We start from the raw sequence: 18,301 nt of genomic DNA, 5'->3' as shown, positions 1-18,301 counted from the left end.
TATATTTTAAAGAAGAATGACAATCATGCAGAATGCGCCGCTGGTTCCAGATTATGATCACACTGAGGAACGAATTAATTATATCAGTCATGCTGTGGGTGCTGGACTATCGGTAATTGCTGGTATTCTTTTGATTATTAAAGGGTCTTATCTCAGTACTGGACAATGGATTGGACTTTGGGTCTATGCGCTGAGCATGATCTTGCTCTTCTCTGCGTCCATGCTCTATCACATGGCCACCGCAGCAGACCGTCGTTATTTTTATAAAAAAGTTGATCATACTGCAATTTATTATTTAATCGCCGGAACCTATACGCCTTTCCTGTCAATTGCCATTCCAACAGCCAAAGCCCAGTATTTATTGATTGCACTCTGGGTGATCGCCCTCATTGGTACACTGTTCAAGTTCGTTTTCATTCATCGTTTCCAGAAAATTTCTTTGGCGGCTTATCTGGTCATGGGCTGGCTGGCGCTGCTGGTGATGGATGATATGCAACAATATCTTAGTGCTCAATCTTTGACCTTTCTGATCATTGGCGGATTGGCTTATACCGTAGGTGCATTGTTTTACGCTTTAAAAAGAGTAAGATATACCCACGCTATCTGGCACATATTTGTATTGATAGGCGCAGGATCACATTTTCTGTCTATCTATCTTTACGTGATTTAATCATCTTCTTTTTCATTTCAGTGACCCTGAGCGAGTTAAAGCGAGAAGATTGCAGTTGTTTTTTTAAAAAATTACGCCTTTTTTAAAAAGATTACGCTTTTAAAACTAAGCTTTTTTATTTTTAGTAAGTGTAAGGTTCTCCATGGCGTCGTCTAATTCTGCTGCTCAGCCAGCACAAAATTCAAAATTTCGCGTTTTAACCGCGAGCTTGGTCGGTACTACAATCGAGTTCTTCGATTTTTATATCTATGCCACTGCTGCTGTCATTATTTTTCCATATCTGTTCTTCCCTGCAAGTACAGATCCGATGACTGCCACCATTCAGTCGCTTGCCACTTTCGCCATTGCCTTTATTGCCCGCCCGATTGGTGCGGCACTCTTTGGTCATTTGGGTGACCGGATCGGGCGAAAAGCCACATTGGTCGCTGCCTTGCTGACCATGGGTATTTCCACCGTTGCGATTGGCCTCTTGCCCACTTATGCGCAAATCGGGATTGCTGCACCACTCTTGCTTGCACTCTGTCGTTTAGGTCAGGGCTTGGGGCTGGGTGGTGAATGGTCAGGTGCCGTACTTCTTGCCACCGAGAATGCACCTGAAGGTAAACGTGCCTGGTATGGCATGTTCCCGCAACTGGGTGCTCCAATCGGCTTTATTCTGGCAACAGGTTCTTTCCTGACGTTGGGCGCTTTCATGTCTGAGGCTGACTTTATGGCTTGGGGCTGGCGTATTCCATTTATCTCAAGTGCCTTGCTGGTGATTGTCGGTTTATGGATTCGTTTAAAACTGCATGAAACCCCGGCATTCCAAAAGGTGCTAGATAAACAAAAAGAAGTGAACATTCCATTTGTTCAAGTCTTCAAAAAACATTCTCGCATGCTGGTACTCGGCACCATCGCTGCAATTTGTACCTTCGTGGTGTTCTACCTCACCACAGTATTTGCATTGCAATGGGGTACTAAACAGCTAGGTTATTCTCGTGAAGAATTCCTGCAATTGCAGTTGGTTGCAACCCTATGTTTTGCTGCCTTTATTCCACTTTCTGCAGTATTGGCCGAGAAATTTGGCCGTAAAACCACCTCGATTGCAGTCTGTGTTATCTCTGCCATCTTCGGGATTTTCTTTGCAGATATGCTGGAATCTGGCAGCACGCTGGTGGTATTCCTGTTCTTGTGTATTGGTCTGGCGATCATGGGCTTAACCTATGGGCCAATCGGTACTGTATTGTCTGAAATATTCCCGACTTCAGTACGTTATACCGGTTCTGCATTGACCTTTAACCTGGCAGGCATCTTTGGTGCATCCTTTGCTCCGCTGATTGCCACCAAACTGGCAACAACTTACGGTCTGTCTGCAGTCGGTTATTACCTGACCGCAGCATCAATCCTGTCACTGATTGCATTTCTGTTGATTCGTGAAACCAAGAATGATGATGTAAATAATCAAATTTAAAGTCTTAGTTTGATTTAAAAGCCAGCATTCGATGCTGGCTTTTTTATGATTTCACAACAAAACTCTGCTACTTATCTCGTTAAATTTGCTCAACAATCAAATGGACTCAACCAGACAATGAGGCAAGGCAATGCAGGAGCTTATTGAATCCCTAACCCAGGAACAGTTGGTCAATATTATCATTTTGCTGGAAGATGATAAAAAAATAGAGGCCGTTCGCTATATCACCGAGCACACGACCTTGGATGAAATCCAGGCGCTGCAAGTGATTGAGGAAATTGTCCGTGAGCACGATGTGGTCATGAAAACTGAAAGCACAGGACCGCGCTTTAGTGATGATGCGGGTGAGATTGACCTGGTAACGCCTCCCCTTGAAATTCCGACCCATCCGAGCCTGAATACCCCCACAGAAGCTGAAATCACCGCACGACAATTACGCGAAGACGTCCCAACCCGAAAAATTGAAAATAAAATCTGGATTCTGGCAGCCATTGCAGTGCTGTTATTGATCCTGATCTGGATCATCAGTTAAAGCTGAACAGGACAATATCTCCATTTAGATCAGTTCAATAATATCAATGGTGGGTGGTACTCGAAAACGAAAAGGTACGCCGACCAAACCGGTGCCAACCGTGACAAACACATCTGCATGTTCATGACGGTACATGCCCTTCTTGTGCCCCAAAATTGATACTTTTTTCATGACATAATCGGTCAGCCAAGGCAATTCCACCTGTCCGCCATGGGTATGTCCAGCCAGCATGAGAGGACGTGTCGGCAATTTGGGAATCATATCCACCGTATCGGGATTATGCGACAAAATGACCCAAGGCTTGTCCTGAGGTAAATCTGGCAGACTGCGCATATCGGCTTTACCCGCCCAGAGATCGCCCACACCCAAGAGCCGAAATTCATCAAATTCGACAATTTGCCCTTCAATATCCATGACCTGATTGACTTGCAGTGCATAATGCAACAGTTCCTGAATCGGTGGTCCCGGATATTGCTCGTCATGATTGCCATTGACGGAATAGACTGGGGCATGAATTTCTTTTAAAACTGCCAGTTCTTGTGCCAGTTTATTTTCCGGCTCATAAGTCCAGTCTCCGGCCACCACCACCAAATCGGGTTGAACATGATTTAACTTATGCACAATTTGTCGCAACTGCCGTTCATGACCAGAAAACAGACCGATATGTAAATCTGCAATCAGGGCAATCCGGACGGGTTGCTTTAAGCGTTTATCCGCATTGATCTGATATTGTGTCGTTTTCACTTGAATTAAATGCGGCTCGATAAAGCGTGCATAACTCAAGACGGCGCTGATCAAAAATACAAAAACAGCTTCATGCAAGGAATAATAACCGCTCCATCCGGCATAAATACTGAAGAACACCAGTGGAACCAGTAAATAGGACAGGTAAAAAGCCAACAAATGACAAAATGCTTTAAATGGATGAATGGTCTCGGTACGAGATTGACTCGACCATGCCTGGTACACAGCCCAGATGGCCAGAATGGCCATGCCTAAATAAAAATAAAAAAGTACGGAACTGGTATCCCACATAGATTTGCCTTGTCGAGTCGAGAAGCTGATTACTGGCTTTATATTTATCTTTTCATAGCTGGCAATTATACTCAATTCTAATTTTTCATTCTTCGACTTATATGGCCACTGCTCCCCACGTTCAAGCTCATTCAAAATCTCCCAGCTTTTCATCAATTTACCGCTATAAAGCTGGGATTTTACTGAGCTGTAGCATGATCTTGGGTCTTCCTGCATGCAGTACTTTGCCCAAGCAAACTGAGCAGCCTAGCCAGATGGCATTTGAAACAGATACCTCACAAACCAGTTTGGCGCAAATTGTTGAACCTTTACGTGAACAGAACATCGGCCTGACCGGCTATCGTGTGCTCTATGACCCACTCGAAGCACTGGGTGCGCGTATCCAGCTGATTAAGAAGGCCGAGCGTAGTCTGGATCTACAATATTATATTTGGGACAACGACCGGATTGGCACCCTTGCCCTGCATGCGATTATTCAGGCGGCAGATCGTGGCGTAAAAGTGCGTCTGCTAATGGATGACAATAATGCCAAGAAAATGGAAGGTATTTATCTGGCCTTAAACCAGCATCAGAATATCGATGTTAAACTGTATAATCCCTACCGTTTTCGAAAATATCGTGCCATGGACATGGTGCTGGATTTAAAGCGTATTAATCGCCGCATGCATAATAAAAGTTTTATTGCCGACAACCAGATTGCCCTGATTGGTGGACGCAATATGAGTAACCAATATTATAATGTCAGTGAAATTTATCAGTTTTCCGATGTCGATGTGATGCTGGTCGGTGCAGCATCGGATGAAATCATTCATTCCTTCGATGAATACTGGAATGATGATTATGCCTATCCGGTGCAACAGATTGTCAATCCGCGCCATCATGGCTTACGCTTTCCAAGCCTGAAACAACAACTGGAAAAGCACAGTCAGGATCAGGCCACACAGAATTATCTGGATCTGGCCAATCGTTCCAGAGCATTTGACCAATGGCTGGAACAAAACATTCAACTGGATTGGGTCGAAGCCGAAGTGGTCAAAGATCCTCCAAGCAAAATCAAGGCCAAGGCCAAAGCCGAAGAACATCTCAACTTCCAGTTATTACAACATCTGGAAAAACCTGAACAAAGTGTTGATATTGTCTCTGCCTATTTTGTTCCGGAAAAAATTGGCGCAGATCGTTTAAAGAAACTGGCGGATGAAAATATCGAGGTCCGTGTCTTGACCAATTCGTTTAAAGCCAATGATGTTGCCGTTGTACATGCCTTTTATGCCAAATATCGTCAGGATTTATTGGAAAATGATGTGCAGCTATATGAGTTCCTTGCAGCGCCAGATGCCGATCATCTCAATGCCAATACAGCGGAAATTTCCAAAAAAGCCAAAGTCAGCCTGAAAGGTCTGAGCCGCTCCAGCCTGCATGCCAAGCTGATGGCAATCGATCAAAAACAGGTGTTTATTGGTTCTTTTAACTTTGATCCACGTTCTGCCTATCTCAACACTGAAATTGGTGTCTTACTGAATAGTCCCTCTTTAGCACAGGCAGTGCACCAAACCATGGATCAGAACTTAAGTAAATATGCCTATAAACTGGTGCTGGATGCCAACCAGAATATTAACTGGAAAATCAAGAAAGCCAATGGAGAGGTTAAAACCTTCACCAAAGAACCCGGAATAAGATGGTACCAAAAAGCTGGGCTCAAACTGGTGTCCTGGTTACCAATCGAAGGGTTTATGTAAGTGACAAACAGCTTGAGTTGAACTATTTAAAATAGCCTCTTATTTAACGCTGCCTGCTTCTCATGGATTTGCCCAAGTTTCAGACATTCGAGTGTGGCAAGGATGTCACATATTATCTATCACGACAGGACGTCGTGTATGGCTAATAAAGACTTTTGCCTACTTTTGGTCTGTCAAAAGTAGAGTTTCGCCAACACAAAGCCATTTAAATGTTTAAAGCAAAGATAAGGCTATACACGTCTATTCCCAAGAATAGATATCAAATGCCTAAATTTCTCATCCAGTTGTTTTTTATTAAGTCTTTTCTAGTACACGCGATTGCAACTCCACCAAGCCAGCCTGCATGGTTTGCTGTACCACACGGGTCAGGCTTTCAACAGTGTGCCCCTCAGTCGCGATTGCAGGTAAAGCCACTAAATGTGCAATCACTTGTGGCATTTCCAGTACTTTTTTGACATGGGCTGCAAAACTGATGTCATTGATAAACGGCGCAACCACATCGAGGTCGCCCTGCTGATTCACATAACAAATCAGGCAAATTTGCACAGGACGCTGTGCCTCAATCGCAGCACCCAAAATCCGGCCGTGTACTTTTTTAATGGCTCGCCCATCTGAAGTGGTGGCTTCAGGAAAAAATAATACGGGAATATTCTGTTTTAAAAATCCGGTAATCTGTTCGCGGATACGCACCGAATCACCAGAACCACGTTTGATAAATAAAGTGCCGCCACCTTTGGCCAATTTACCCAGAATTGGCCAGTTTTCAATTTCTGCTTTGGCCAGAAAAAATACGCGTGCCCCTGAACCTAAAACTGCAATATCGAGCCAGGACACATGGTTACTCACCCATAAAGCGGGTTCGCGCGGAATTTCACCGTGCACCTGGACTTCTATGTTGAATACTTTGCACAACTGTCGACAAAAATGTTGCACATAACGGGTATTGGTTGGATTGTTCGGATTTTTGTATAAACCGTGACGGAAAACCAAATAGAACCCTTCACTGATAACAGCCAGTGAAGCTGTTACTTTTCGCGTATAAAGCCAGAATTTTGCCAAGCCATGTCGGTGAGATGTTTGATCTTGTACAGTTGGGTTCATAAAAACGTCACTAAATCCTAAGCTAGATACAGGGAATATCCACGAATTAAACTCATTCTATACTGTTCATTCGCAACATGCATTGATAATAAAAACCGACCAATAAGATCTATATCTTCAATTTTAATTGGATTAATAAATCATTTAGAATAAAAACATCGGAATATTAGATTAAAAAGGATCGCTGCCATGCCAGATCAAACCCAGCCTGCGAATGAAAAGCTTCAGCCTTTACAAGTGCTCAAATATATTTTGGGTGGTACCTGTATCTATGCCTCTGTACTGGTAACACTTGCACAACTGTTTGTCACCGCACTTTAAACCAAAGCCGCGCTAATTCAGTATCTGCCTCGCTCTTTTTCAACTACACTAAAGCTTTCAAGTGGAGATTGGCCTGAGTGGAATATTTAGAACAACATCGGGGGAAAGAACGCGTCATTCTGGTGAGTGTCAGCGTACAAATGCTGGATGACCTTGATGCTGAAGAGTTTAATCTGCTGGCGCAATCTGCAGATGCCGAAATTCTGGAACATATTCATGCTCAACGCGTCAAACCGGATGCCAAATTTTTTATCGGGTCAGGCAAAGCAGAAGAAATCGCCGAACGCGTAAAAGAACTGGACGCCAATCTGGTCATTGTCGATCATGCCCTGACACCGGCCCAGGCCCGTAATCTGGAACAGGTCATCAAGTGCCGTGTGGTCGATCGTACCGAACTGATTTTAGATATTTTCGCCCAGCGTGCCCGTACCTATGAAGGCAAGCTGCAAGTCGAACTGGCACAACTGCAACATTTATCATCCCGCTTAATTCGCAGCCGTGGCAATCTCGACAGCCAAAAAGGCGGCATTGGCTTGCGTGGCCCGGGTGAAACCCTGCTTGAAACTGACCGTCGTTTACTGCGTATTCGCATGGGACAACTGAAAGCCAAAATTGATAAAGTCCGCCAGACCCGAATGCAAGGTCGTATTGCCCGTCAAAAAGCAGCTGTCCCCACTGTGTCTTTGGTCGGTTATACCAATGCCGGCAAATCGACCCTGTTTAACCTGCTGGCCAAGAGTGATGTCTATGCAGCCGATCAGCTTTTTGCCACCTTGGACCCGACTTTAAGACGTCTGGAATGGGATGGCATCGGTAATCTGGTATTGGCAGATACGGTGGGTTTTGTTCGCAATCTTTCCCACTCGCTGGTTGAATCCTTTAAGGCGACCCTGGAAGAAACCGTAGAAGCTACCCTGTTGCTGCATGTCATCGATTCAAGTAGTCCAGAAATGCTGGAGCAGATTGAAGCGGTTGAAAAAGTCTTGAAAGAAATTGGTGCCGATGTTCCGATCCTGCAGGTTTACAATAAAATTGACTGTAGCGGCGATGAGGCCAAAATTATTTATCGACGCCCGGGTGAGCCAGAACGTGTCTATGTTTCAGCACATAGTGGCGAAGGGATCGACCTGCTGCGTAAAGCGGTACATGAAGCCCTGATGGGACAATTGCAATCCTTTGACCTGATTCTGAAACCCGCCTACGGCAAGCTGCGCAACCAGCTTTATGGTTTAAATGTAATCCAGTCAGAACATTATGATGATGAAGGTCAGCTGCATTTACATATTCGGATTGCAGCACAAAAATTGGAGCAGCTGATTAAACAGGCGCATTTACCTTTAGATGAAATTTTGGGAAAACAGGCGCAGCAGTTTCAACGTCCACTGGAAGCGTTTGAAATCCGGTCAAAGATCGAGTAAAACTTGATAAGTAAACTTAATAATTGATCATACGAATGAACTGGATAAAACGAATAGACTGGCCAGCATGGATCGGCACCCTGTTACTTATTATTGTCTTTCGGGAAGCATCCGTCTGGCTCATGACCCAGCTGGATCATCCTGAATTGGGCAATCTGGTAGGGTTACTCAGCTTATTGATTGCCCTTTTTACCTGGCGCTATTTCGGTAAACTTCCCACTCGTCTCGTAGACACCAATAACAAGCTGATGAAGGAAAGCGCCTTTGCTTTCCTGCCTGTCAGTGCAGGTGCACTGATGATGCTGGTCCATATGGGCCAGAAAATTCCGGCATTTTTGTTCATCATGTTTTTCAGCACCCTGATTCCTTTATGGATTTACGCCAAAATGGCCAAGCGCTGGTTATAGGAGTACCGCATGTTATCTATTTTATATGGCTTTGCGGTCACGCTGATGGCCTATCTGATTGCCAAACCCTGTAACCGGATCATCCCGCAAATTCCTGTCATCGTATTTAGCATGTTCTTTGTGCTTGCAATTTTATTTGTGCTCGGGATTCCTTATCAAAATTACATGGATCAAGTGAATCCGCTCTTCAATCATTTACTTGGCTATGTGACCGTCGCCCTGGCCATTCCACTGGCTGCAATGCGCTATGATGACTTACCACTAAAAGCGATTATCGGTATCTTGGTTTTTGCCAGTATCAGTGCTGTCGCCCTACCAATGGGACTGGCATATCTGCTGCATATGTCTTCCGCAGATATTATGGCTTTCGCGACTCGGGCGGTGACGACACCCATTGCGATTAATATCGCCACCTTGCTGGATGCTCCAATCAGTATGGTGATTCTGATTGTGATTCTTTCCGGAGTGATTGGCGCAGCATTTTCACCGTTTATCCTGCGGCATATCAATGATGAACGTGCTTCCGGACTGGCCTTAGGATTGGCAGCACATGCGATTGGTACAGCTCAGGCCTGGCAGCGTGGCAGTGTTGCAGGACGTTATGCCGCTTTCGGTATGGCAGTCAATGCGGTGTTTACTGCCATCTGGCTGCCTACTTTTATACTTTATTTGCAAAAAATGTGACTAGTGAATCATTTTAATTGTTTGTTTTGTGCTTTAATCGTTCCTAATATACAAACATAAAACAATTTTATTCAAGGAACAGAAATATGAAAAAGGTTCAATTATTCTCGGCTTTACTTTTAACCTCTTTCAGCCATCTGGCCTTAGCTTCGGATCTGTCAGGGACATGGCGCAATATCGATGATAAAACCGGTTCACCTAAAGCATTCCTGGAAATTCGCGAAACAGCTACAGGCACTTATACGGCCAAAATTACCAAAATCACGCCGCGCCCGGACTATACCCCAAAAGAAAATTGTGTCTCTTGTCCTGCACCTTATACCAATAAACCGATTCTTGGACTGGATGTACTGACAGGCCTGAAGCACACCGGCAATAATAACTTTGCTCAAGGCAAACTACTCGATCCATTATCCGGGAATGTGTATAGCACCAAGGCAAAATTAAGCAGTAATGGTAAACGTCTGACTTTACGCGGCTATGTAGGCGTTTCGGCCCTGGGTCGCAGCCAGACCTGGATTAAACAGGATTAATTCATACTCTATTGAATAAAATGTGATGAGTTTAAAATTTAGCAGAGAGAAGCTTGCATTTTCATACATTAAGTTGTATGAATATTGAACATATGCTTTTCTCATGGATTATGAAAGTATAATAAGTAGAATTTACATAATATGTATCAAATGGAATTTGATGCGTTGTCATAAGGATATCGTATGCAGAAAATTGCAATTTTAGGTGTATTTACAGCCTCTATAGTCACCTGCTCCATGGCATTTGCGCAGGAGTTATCGGGTTTCTGGCAACAGATTGACGATAAAACCGGCTCACCTAAAGCACTGATTGAAATGAAAACTCAGGCAGATGGTTCTTATACTGGGAACATTCACAAAGTTACACCGCGACCAGGCTATACGCCACGGGAAAAATGTATAAAGTGCCCACCCCCATATACAGACAAACCGATTTTAGGACTAGAGATCATTAAAGGGCTGAAACCAACCAGCAAGAATAACTATGGACATGGTCAAATACTCGACCCTTTAACTGGCAAAATTTATGATTTAAAAGGGCGGATTTCTGCCAATGGGAAACGACTGACTCTACGTGGATACATTGGGATATCTGCCATCGGCCGTACACAAACCTGGATTCGCCAGGATTAATAAAGCAGCACATTTGTGTTGGAGATATTTTATTTCATCTATAAAAAAAAGGATAAATATAATGAAACAATCTAAATTAGGATTAATATTCATCGCTGCCATGATGACTGGCACTGCGTATGCACAGGACTTAACAGGCACCTGGCAACAAATTGATGACAAAACCGGTTCACCAAAAGCAGTGATTGAAATTCGCCAAAATGATAACGGTACGTTTGCCGGAAAAATTATCAAAGTTACGCCACGTCCGGGCTATACCCCACAGAAAACCTGTAATAAATGTCCTGCTCCCTATACCAATCAACCTATTCTGGGCATGGATGTACTGACTGGCTTAAAACATGTGGAAGGCACCAATAACTATGAAAAAGGCCGTGTGATCGACCCGTTGGCGGGTAAAATTTACGATGCCAGAGTACGTCTGAATGCCAATGGTAAACGTTTAACCTTGCGTGGTTATGTCGGCGTTTCTGCTTTAGGCCGCAGCCAGACCTGGATTCGTCAGGATTAGTATCCAATTCTCAATATTAATAAAAGCTGCCAACTTGGCAGCTTTTTTTAGTACATTAACTCTATAGTATTCAGATAATTATTGACTATTTAATCATAGTTCCTAACATGAGGGCGCGATGACAAAAAACTCTCTGGAATGACTCTCTATGTTAAAAAAAATATTACTTGCCGCATTGACCACAGGGTTTAGCATGACCCTTTGGGCGGAAGATATTACTGGAACTTGGCAACAAATTGATGATAAAACGGGAGCTGCCAAAGCGATTATCGTAATTAGCCAAGAGCCTAACGACACTTACTCTGCTAAAATTGTGAAAGTTACCCCGCGTCCGGGCTATACACCACGTGAAAAATGTAATGCCTGCCCTGCTCCCTATACCAATCAGCCTATTTTAGGCATGACAATTATCAAGGGCTTAAAACATGTTAAAGGCACCAATAACTATGAAAAAGGTAAAGTGATTGATCCTTTAGCAGGTAAAATTTATGATGCAAAAATGCGTTTAAACAACACTGGCAAACGTTTAACCCTGCGCGCCAGTGTAGGTGTTTCAGTTCTAGGCCGTAACCAGACCTGGATTCGTGCAGACTAAATTTTAAAACTAAAAAAGCCACGTAATCACGTGGCTTTTTTATGAAATGTGCTTACATCACCGGATTATCAACCGCGAACATCTGCTGATCTTCCAAGCGGAATGCCATCAGTTGATTGCCCCAAACACAACCGCCATCTACATTTTGAATCTTGTTTGAAATGGTTTTACCGTTCAAGGCGGCCCAGTGACCAAACAGAATCTGATGGCTTTGCGCTGCTAATGACTCAAATTCAAACCAGGGTTTAAATCCTTCCGGCATTGGATCATCCAGCGCATCTTTAAAGCTGTATTCCAGACGCCCCTCTGCATCAGTGAGACGCATTCGGGTCAAATAATTCACGATACAGCGAATACGCTCATGGCCCTTTAGCTGGTCTGACCACAGTGCGGGTTCTTTCCCAAACATCTCTTTCAAAAAATCATCCAGCACATCGAAGTCATCATTAGAAATGATGGCTTCAACTTCTTGTGCCAATTGAGCAGTTTTTTCTGCATTCCAGATATTCGGAATCCCTGCATGGGTCAGAATAGTCTGCTCATTTGGAAATAGACACAGCGGCTGTTTACGCAGCCAGTCAATCAGGTCATCGCTGTCGATGGCATCAATCACATCACGAACATTGTCTTTTTCTTTAATCGGCTTGATGCCGCGGGCATAGGCCAATAAAGTCAAATCATGATTACCCAAGACTGTTGCAGCCGATCCCTGTTCGGCCAGCTTCTTGATAAACCGCAGTGCAGCAATTGAGTTTTCACCTCGTGCCACCAAGTCTCCAGCAAACCAGATAAAGTCCTGATCTGCATCGAAGCGGATTTCTTTGAGCAGAGCTTTCAAGGCCTCAAAACAGCCTTGCACATCGCCAATTACATAATTATATCGAACAGTGCGGTTCATCGTTATTTAAGCCACCATTTGATCTGAAAGTGCAACAAACTGTTCAAGGGTCAGAGTTTCTGGACGTGCCATCGGGTCAACACCCGCTTTTTCAAAACCATCTTCAACCAGCATGCCTTTTAAGCTATTGCGCAAGGTTTTACGACGCTGGGTAAAGACATGAGATACCAGACGTGCCAGCGCTTTTTCATTTTTGGCCACAATCGGCTTGTCTGCATAAGGCTCTAAACGAAATACCGCCGAGGTTACTTTTGGTGGCGGATTGAAAGATCCCGGTGGTACTTCAAACAGGAAAGTCGGTTTGCAGAAATACTGGATCATGACTGACAAACGGCCATATTCCTTAGTATTTGGTAATGCGGTAATCCGATCAACCACTTCTTTTTGCAGCATGAAGTGCATGTCCTGCACTTTGCCACCAAATTCCAAAAGATGAAAAAGCAGGGGAGTAGAAATATTATAGGGCAAGTTACCAACCACGCGCAGCGGACGGCCTTCTTCAAATAATGTTGAATAATCAAAGCGCAGTGCATCGGCTTCAATAATGGTTAAACGTTCTGGATGTGGTACACGACCCGGCAGGCCCGCAGCCAAATCACGGTCAAGTTCGACCACAGTCAATGCATCACATTCACCAATCAAAGGTGAGGTCAATGCGGCCAGACCCGGCCCAATTTCCAGAATGTTCTGACCTGGACGTGGGTTGACTGAGCGTACAATTTTGGCAATGACACGTTGGTCATGTAAGAAGTTTTGACCAAATCGTTTTCGAGCCTGATGCCCTTCTTCTTTTGGGTTTAAGGCATTAATTTGATACATAAAAACATTTCCAACGTGAGTGATGAACAATAATCAGTGGCGCGCCAGATCGAGGGCTAAATCGACAGCAACGTGCAGGCTGGAACTTTTCGCAAGTCCCGTACCCGCAAGGGAGAGTGCTGTGCCATGATCTACAGATGTACGAATAAAGGGTAAGCCGAGGGTAATATTAATGGCTTCACCAAAGCCCTGTGATTTTAACACAGGTAAGCCCTGATCGTGATACATCGCCAGAACCGCATCGGCATCTTTTAAGTTTTCCGGGGTAAATAACGTATCTGCGGGCAAGCTTAAACTCATATTGATGCCTTGAGCACGGTAGCTTTCGAGTACCGGATTAATCACTTCAATTTCTTCCATACCCAAATAGCCACCCTCGCCTGCATGCGGATTGAGACCGCAAACCAAAATATGCGGATGTTCAATCTTAAATTTGGATTTCAGATCGTGAATCAGGATATCAATGACTTGATGCAAACGCTCTTTGCTAATCGCATCGGCAACGGCACGTAAAGGAAGATGCGTCGTTGCTAAAGCCACACGTAAAGTCTTGGTCGCCAGCATCATCACCACCCGCTCAACGCCTGCAAATTCTTGATAATATTCGGTATGACCGCTGAAATGGATGCCAGCTTCATTCATCACAGACTTTTGCACCGGTGCAGTTGCCACGCCGACACTTTTAGCTGACATGGCATAGTCCGCAGATCGTCGCAGTTGTTCTAATACATAAGCGGCATTGTTTGGGTTCAATTCACCTAATACCACAGGCTGATTGAGTGGCACATGTTCAACATACAGCTGACCTTTTTTTGAAGATGCGTCCTGTCCGGTATATTCAATCAACGCCACAGACAATTTCAATTGATCTGCACGGGCTTTCAGCATATTCAGATCGGCTAATACTATAATCGGACGTTCATCCACACGTTCTGCCAGACTCAGGCAAATATCGGGACCAATTCCGGCAGGTTCCCCGCTGGTGACATATAAAGGCAGCATCATCTTCTCAATTTGGCAAAGCTGAGAAATATTATAACCCGATCATATCCAGGCTGCAGCGATCATTGCAAAGCGTCCTTATAAATCAATATTTTGATACGATTGAAGGGATAGTTACAAATATAGTCATCGTTTTTGCGAGATATCCAGGTTTATGCCTTTCCTTATTTCAGGAGATTAGATAAAATACAGCGCTTGAAATTTCAATTTTCATTTGTGATTCTTCACGTATTCGTTTAGAATCGCGTCTCCTTTAGTTTGGACAGATTCCATAGTCCAAACCAACTATAATAGGTAGTGGTTTAATGAAAACTCTCAGCGCTAAGCCAGCTGAGGTTCAACACGACTGGTACGTTGTTGATGCTTCTGGCAAAACTTTAGGTCGCCTTGCGACTGAAATCGCTCGTCGTTTACGCGGTAAGCACAAGACTTCTTATACTCCTCACGTTGACACTGGCGATTATATCGTTGTAATCAATGCTGAAGAAATCACTGTGACTGGTAAAAAGTCACAAGATAAGAAATACTATCGCCACACTGGTTTCCCTGGTGGTATCCGTGAGACTAACTTTGAAAAGTTAATCGCTCACAAACCAGAAGCAGTTCTAGAAAAAGCTGTTAAAGGTATGTTACCTAAAGGTCCTCTTGGTTATGCAATGATCAAGAAAATGAAAGTGTATGCAGGTACTGAGCATCCACACGCTGCTCAACAGCCACAAGTTTTGGACATCTAAGGGATAACAGCACATGGCTACTAATTATGGTACAGGTCGCCGTAAGACCGCAACTGCACGTGTTTTCCTATCAGCTGGTACTGGTAAACTCGTAATTAACAACCGTACTCTTGAACAGTATTTCGGTCGTGAAACTGCTCGTATGGTGGTTAACCAACCTCTTGAGCTGCTTGAAGCAACTGAGAAATATGACCTTTACATCACTGTTGCTGGTGGTGGTATCGGTGGTCAAGCAGGCGCAATCCGTCACGGTATTACTCGTGCATTGATCGCTTCTGACGAGACTTTAAAACCTGCTCTTCGTCAAGCTGGTTTCGTTACTCGTGATGCTCGTGAAGTTGAACGTAAGAAACTTGGTTTACGTAAAGCTCGTAAACGTCCTCAGTTCTCTAAACGTTAATTCGTTTACCGAACCGGACAAAAAAGCCTTGGATTATTCCAAGGCTTTTTTTATAAGTATTCATTATCAATATTGAAGGATATTTTTGCGGTTATTGTTCATGTATATCTTTACCCCAGCCCCCGTCATGGCACCAAAATGATTTACTCAGATAATAATTTGCCACACCAATAACAATAAATAGCAGGATGATGAGCGGTTTAATAAGCATGCTGTTTTTCTCCAGATATTTTTCTTATAATCTACCTTGGCTCAAGCCGATTGATCTTTGATGCTTGGTGCTTTTTAGGTTGAATTTTAGTATCCTAGTCTATTCATTAGAACTTCATCAGGATTTATGTCAGTCGAAAGCGCGCCTCTTCAAGGAATTACCTTATATAGTCATGCCGATGACTTCCGTTCCCATTGGATTCGCTATGTGCTTGCCGAGAAGCAAATTAAATACAACCTGATTCTGGTAGATACAGATGACGAGGATCTGGCCAGTCTCAATCCTTATAATCAGTTGCCGATGCTAATCGAAAATGAACTCAAATTATTCAATACTTCAATTATTTCTGAATATGTAGATGATCGCTATCGTCAGAATAAACTGTATGCCGATGCGCCGATGCCGCGTGCGGAGCAACGTCAATACATCTGGCGCTTTGAAAATGACTGGCTACAACTGGCCGATATCATGTTACGTCATCCAGACACCCTAGATAAAAAAGCCAAAAACCAGGCACAGAAGCAGTTACAAGATATCCTGACCTCATTGATGCCACTATTCCAGCATTTTCCCTATTTTATGTCTGAACAATTCAGTATTCTGGATTGCATGTTGGCGCCAATTTTTATCCGCCTGAAACAGATGGGCATAGAATTACCGCAGCAGCAATGCCGTCCATTTTATTTATATTGCCAGCGAATTTTCAGTCGTCCTGCCTTTGTAAAATCTATGACATTGCAGGAAAAAAACCGTTATTCAGCACAAATCAAGAACCTGTAGAGAAACATCATGTCCGAACAAGAATTCAACCTTAGCCCTACTCGTCCCTATATGGCACGCGCAATCTATGAGTGGGTTTGCGATAACAATATGACGCCCTACTTGCTGGTCGATGCGACACGTCCAAATACCATGGTTCCTGAGCAGTTTATTAAAGATGGGCAGATTGTGCTGAATATTGTGCCTCATGCGGTACATGCGCTACATATGAGCAATGATGCAATTAGCTTCTCTGCTCGCTTTGGTGGTGTCTCTCGTGATATCTATGTCCCTATGGCAGCCGTACTCGGTATTTACGCACGTGAAAACGGCCAAGGTTTATTCTTTGATCCAAGTGAATATGAACATACACAAACCGATGAAGATGCTTTAAAATCAAGCACTGAAGAAAAACCTGAACAGCCAAAGAAAAAACCAACTTTAAGGTTATTAGATTAAAAAATAATGGAGCAAGTGAATGGCTTTTGATTTAGTACAATATTTTGTTGAACAGATAGAAACTCAAAAGCCTGAGCTTCTAAAAGACCATACGAAAGAAGAAAGACGAAAATATATAACTGAAATTAATGCCTTAACTTTAGGCAAACTGATTACCGAGTGGCGCAACAATCCACAAAAAATTTATAACGAAATTAATCATCCTGATGAATTATATATACTGGAAGTCGTGCGTCATCTGGCCACCCATTCGGAAAACCAGTCAGCTCTGGATCGAACTCAACTAGAACAAAGCACCTCGGAAATTTTCCATTTACAGCTCACTGAATTAAAACAGTTACATGATACCGGCAATCATAATCTTAACAGCATTCAAGAACTACTCACCGGCCAGATTGAACATTTATCCGGTCAAGCAGATGATTGGGTTTGGACAACAAACAACCTAACAGAACTCAAAGGCTCTAAACCAATTGTACAAGAAGAGCTATCATTGGAGGCATCAATGAAGGAGTTTAATCAAATGGTAAGCCAGAATCATCAGCATCAAGATGTTGAAGACGTCGTTCTTGTAGAAACCCCAACATGGGCAAAGATTGTTGAACCCATCATCGCCATTGCAATTCTTTGGGTATTAATCGCAGCCGTAATGCGCGTATTTGGTTAAAATGAACTGCAATCAAAAACCAGCATTTTGCTGGTTTTTTTATTTGCCAAGATTTATAAGATCGGCCTATCAATTATTTTAGAGCAAACCCAAGATTCAAGATCTCCTATCACTCCTATAAGAACAACCCTCCTAAGAAAGTTTTGATCAGCTTTGAAATATAAATATATTTAAGCACTTCAATAAGTTTGAGAAGCTCTAGTAGTTTCAATATTGCTTATTAAAAGTTCTTAAAAATCCCGCACACAAAAAAACACCCCCCTGCTTATGCAGGGGGGTGTTTCGAATAATGAGCTGGCGATGACTTACTCTCACATGGGTAACCCCACACTACCATCAGCGCAAAGAGGTTTCACTTCTGAGTTCGGGAAGGGATCAGGTGGTTCACTCTTGCTATTGTCGCCAGCACAACTGTTATGGACTTGTTCGGGTCTTATTTAACTACTTTTTTGTAGTGTTTGCCTTACTTAGTACCAAAAGAGTTATTAACAGAATGTTATTTGAGTCAAAGTATATGTTCTAGCGTATTCTGAATCAAGATCAGTCAGTATTGACTGTTTGGTTTTGAATCAATTCCAGCTCACTGCTTGCGCAGTTCGTACAACAACTGTTTGGGTGTTGTATAGTCAAGCCTCACGAGCAATTAGTATTGGTCAGCTTCACATATCACTATGCTTCCACATCCAACCTATCAACGTCGTAGTCTTCAACGGCTCTTTAGAGGAC

Annotated in this window: 22 protein-coding genes and 2 rRNA genes; 17 read left to right on the top strand and 7 right to left on the bottom strand. The window is 43.3% G+C overall.

Annotation, left to right across the window (positions count from 1 at the left end):
* Nucleotides 1-25: 25 nt before the first annotated feature.
* The 3 genes from FTU44_RS03545 (at nt 26) to FTU44_RS03535 (ending at nt 2,652) form a co-directional block, all read left to right on the top strand.
* Nucleotides 26-670 carry a hemolysin III family protein gene (locus FTU44_RS03545; RefSeq protein ID WP_074383498.1) on the top strand — a complete coding sequence of 215 codons (645 nt, stop codon included), beginning with the start codon at nt 26-28 and terminating at the stop codon, nt 668-670.
* A gap of 142 nt (nt 671-812) precedes the next feature.
* Nucleotides 813-2,120: an MFS transporter gene (locus tag FTU44_RS03540; protein ID WP_074383499.1), complete on the top strand. Its 1,308-nt coding sequence runs from the start codon at nt 813-815 to the stop codon at nt 2,118-2,120.
* Nucleotides 2,121-2,250: 130 nt separating this feature from the next.
* Nucleotides 2,251-2,652 carry a hypothetical protein gene (locus FTU44_RS03535; protein ID WP_100357973.1) on the top strand — a complete coding sequence of 134 codons (402 nt, stop codon included), beginning with the start codon at nt 2,251-2,253 and terminating at the stop codon, nt 2,650-2,652.
* A 24-nt stretch (nt 2,653-2,676) separates the two neighbouring features.
* On the opposite strand, the gene FTU44_RS03530 is transcribed toward FTU44_RS03535, so the two are convergent.
* Nucleotides 2,677-3,687, bottom strand: a complete 1,011-nt coding sequence (locus FTU44_RS03530) for a metallophosphoesterase (RefSeq protein WP_034608396.1) — start codon at nt 3,685-3,687, stop codon at nt 2,677-2,679.
* A gap of 101 nt (nt 3,688-3,788) precedes the next feature.
* Here FTU44_RS03530 and FTU44_RS03525 point away from each other — a divergent pair, with 101 nt between their 5' ends.
* Entirely contained in the window at nt 3,789-5,423 is a 1,635-nt protein-coding gene (locus FTU44_RS03525; protein WP_100535391.1) for a phospholipase D family protein, read from the top strand.
* Nucleotides 5,424-5,717: 294 nt separating this feature from the next.
* Here FTU44_RS03525 and FTU44_RS03520 read toward each other — a convergent pair whose 3' ends face one another.
* Nucleotides 5,718-6,524: a 1-acyl-sn-glycerol-3-phosphate acyltransferase gene (locus FTU44_RS03520; RefSeq protein WP_005098020.1), complete on the bottom strand. Its 807-nt coding sequence runs from the start codon at nt 6,522-6,524 to the stop codon at nt 5,718-5,720.
* Nucleotides 6,525-6,713: 189 nt separating this feature from the next.
* Between FTU44_RS03520 and FTU44_RS15160 the strand changes: the two genes are divergently transcribed.
* The 8 genes from FTU44_RS15160 (at nt 6,714) to FTU44_RS03485 (ending at nt 11,626) form a co-directional block, all read left to right on the top strand.
* Nucleotides 6,714-6,845 (top strand): hypothetical protein, encoded by a 132-nt coding sequence (locus FTU44_RS15160; protein ID WP_257226382.1) that lies wholly within the window; start codon nt 6,714-6,716, stop codon nt 6,843-6,845.
* A gap of 77 nt (nt 6,846-6,922) precedes the next feature.
* The gene (gene hflX, locus FTU44_RS03515; RefSeq protein ID WP_005098022.1) at nt 6,923-8,263 is read left to right on the top strand and encodes a ribosome rescue GTPase HflX; all 1,341 of its coding nucleotides are present in this window, start codon (nt 6,923-6,925) and stop codon (nt 8,261-8,263) included.
* A 35-nt stretch (nt 8,264-8,298) separates the two neighbouring features.
* A complete protein-coding gene (locus tag FTU44_RS03510) occupies nt 8,299-8,670 on the top strand; it encodes a hypothetical protein (protein WP_180049514.1) in 372 nt (123 codons plus the stop codon).
* 9 nt (nt 8,671-8,679) lie between these two features.
* The gene (locus FTU44_RS03505) at nt 8,680-9,354 is read left to right on the top strand and encodes an LrgB family protein (protein WP_005098028.1); all 675 of its coding nucleotides are present in this window, start codon (nt 8,680-8,682) and stop codon (nt 9,352-9,354) included.
* A gap of 86 nt (nt 9,355-9,440) precedes the next feature.
* Nucleotides 9,441-9,887, top strand: a complete 447-nt coding sequence (locus tag FTU44_RS03500; protein WP_180049512.1) for a DUF2147 domain-containing protein — start codon at nt 9,441-9,443, stop codon at nt 9,885-9,887.
* A 183-nt stretch (nt 9,888-10,070) separates the two neighbouring features.
* A complete protein-coding gene (locus FTU44_RS03495; RefSeq protein WP_005098031.1) occupies nt 10,071-10,520 on the top strand; it encodes a DUF2147 domain-containing protein in 450 nt (149 codons plus the stop codon).
* A 61-nt stretch (nt 10,521-10,581) separates the two neighbouring features.
* Nucleotides 10,582-11,031, top strand: coding sequence for a DUF2147 domain-containing protein (locus FTU44_RS03490; RefSeq protein ID WP_005098033.1), 450 nt, complete (start codon nt 10,582-10,584; stop codon nt 11,029-11,031).
* A gap of 148 nt (nt 11,032-11,179) precedes the next feature.
* On the top strand, nt 11,180-11,626 hold the full coding sequence (locus FTU44_RS03485) for a DUF2147 domain-containing protein (RefSeq protein WP_005098035.1): 447 nt from the start codon (nt 11,180-11,182) through the stop codon (nt 11,624-11,626).
* 52 nt (nt 11,627-11,678) lie between these two features.
* Here FTU44_RS03485 and FTU44_RS03480 read toward each other — a convergent pair whose 3' ends face one another.
* From FTU44_RS03480 to pdxA, 3 genes are read right to left on the bottom strand one after another with little or no spacing between them, the layout of a single operon-like run.
* Nucleotides 11,679-12,524 carry a symmetrical bis(5'-nucleosyl)-tetraphosphatase gene (locus FTU44_RS03480; protein ID WP_179999777.1) on the bottom strand — a complete coding sequence of 282 codons (846 nt, stop codon included), beginning with the start codon at nt 12,522-12,524 and terminating at the stop codon, nt 11,679-11,681.
* A 6-nt stretch (nt 12,525-12,530) separates the two neighbouring features.
* The gene (gene rsmA / locus FTU44_RS03475; protein ID WP_005169455.1) at nt 12,531-13,343 is read right to left on the bottom strand and encodes a 16S rRNA (adenine(1518)-N(6)/adenine(1519)-N(6))-dimethyltransferase RsmA; all 813 of its coding nucleotides are present in this window, start codon (nt 13,341-13,343) and stop codon (nt 12,531-12,533) included.
* 33 nt (nt 13,344-13,376) lie between these two features.
* Nucleotides 13,377-14,345 (bottom strand): 4-hydroxythreonine-4-phosphate dehydrogenase PdxA, encoded by a 969-nt coding sequence (gene pdxA / locus FTU44_RS03470; protein WP_180049510.1) that lies wholly within the window; start codon nt 14,343-14,345, stop codon nt 13,377-13,379.
* A gap of 305 nt (nt 14,346-14,650) precedes the next feature.
* Between pdxA and rplM the strand changes: the two genes are divergently transcribed.
* The 5 genes from rplM (at nt 14,651) to FTU44_RS03445 (ending at nt 17,575) form a co-directional block, all read left to right on the top strand.
* Entirely contained in the window at nt 14,651-15,079 is a 429-nt protein-coding gene (rplM, locus tag FTU44_RS03465; RefSeq protein WP_004281682.1) for a 50S ribosomal protein L13, read from the top strand.
* 13 nt (nt 15,080-15,092) lie between these two features.
* Nucleotides 15,093-15,479: a 30S ribosomal protein S9 gene (gene rpsI / locus FTU44_RS03460; protein ID WP_005007735.1), complete on the top strand. Its 387-nt coding sequence runs from the start codon at nt 15,093-15,095 to the stop codon at nt 15,477-15,479.
* A gap of 337 nt (nt 15,480-15,816) precedes the next feature.
* Nucleotides 15,817-16,470, top strand: a complete 654-nt coding sequence (locus FTU44_RS03455; protein ID WP_005098044.1) for a glutathione S-transferase N-terminal domain-containing protein — start codon at nt 15,817-15,819, stop codon at nt 16,468-16,470.
* Nucleotides 16,471-16,479: 9 nt separating this feature from the next.
* A complete protein-coding gene (locus FTU44_RS03450) occupies nt 16,480-16,908 on the top strand; it encodes a ClpXP protease specificity-enhancing factor (protein WP_005098047.1) in 429 nt (142 codons plus the stop codon).
* Nucleotides 16,909-16,927: 19 nt separating this feature from the next.
* A complete protein-coding gene (locus tag FTU44_RS03445; protein WP_005169443.1) occupies nt 16,928-17,575 on the top strand; it encodes a hypothetical protein in 648 nt (215 codons plus the stop codon).
* A gap of 292 nt (nt 17,576-17,867) precedes the next feature.
* On the opposite strand, the gene rrf is transcribed toward FTU44_RS03445, so the two are convergent.
* Nucleotides 17,868-17,982 (bottom strand): 5S ribosomal RNA (gene rrf, locus FTU44_RS03440).
* Nucleotides 17,983-18,197: 215 nt separating this feature from the next.
* Nucleotides 18,198-18,301 (bottom strand): 23S ribosomal RNA (locus FTU44_RS03435); the annotation flags it as partial.

The organism is Acinetobacter sp. YH12105 (assembly GCF_013419095.1).
GTDB lineage: Bacteria > Pseudomonadota > Gammaproteobacteria > Pseudomonadales > Moraxellaceae > Acinetobacter > Acinetobacter pseudolwoffii.
Note: the sequence above shows the minus strand (reverse complement) of the source record. Positions and strands in the feature narration are given on the sequence as shown.